Below are 406 nucleotides of genomic sequence, written 5' to 3'. Positions count from 1 at the left end.
ACCGGGAGGAGCTGGACGAGATCGCCGCGCTCGCCCGGCCCCTGATGCCGCCGAAGGCGCAGCCGGCCCCGCTCGACCGGCCGCACCCGCGCCGTCGGCACCTGCCGGCCGTGCAGAGGGCCTTCGGCTACGACTCCTTGAGCTCCTGCAGCCGGGCCGCGTAGACCGCGGCGATCCGGTCCGCCTCCCGCGGATCGGCCGTCGCCAGCTGCGCTCGGTCAGCCAGCGCGGCCTCCCGGCCGGCCTTGAGCTCCTCGATGCGCTCCTCGTCGGGCACCGGCGCGCGGCGAGCGGCGAGCAGCTGGGTGTTGTACCAGTTCACCACCTCCTGGATGAGGTCTTCGGCGGCCTGCTCACCACCGCCGTCCAGGCCGGAGAAGTCGTTGTTGGGGATGTCGGACACGAC

Annotated in this window: 1 protein-coding gene; it reads right to left on the bottom strand. The window is 73.9% G+C overall.

Annotation, left to right across the window (positions count from 1 at the left end):
• Positions 1–127: 127 nt before the first annotated feature.
• Entirely contained in the window at positions 128–403 is a 276-nt protein-coding gene (locus ACSNOK_RS33440) for a hypothetical protein (protein WP_436766825.1), read from the bottom strand.
• Between the last annotated feature and the right edge of the window lie 3 nt (positions 404–406).

Source organism: Streptomyces sp. URMC 126, assembly GCF_051386555.1.
Lineage (GTDB): Bacteria > Actinomycetota > Actinomycetes > Streptomycetales > Streptomycetaceae > Streptomyces.
The sequence above is the reverse complement of the archived record's forward strand: the minus strand, read 5'-3'. Positions and strand labels throughout refer to the sequence as shown.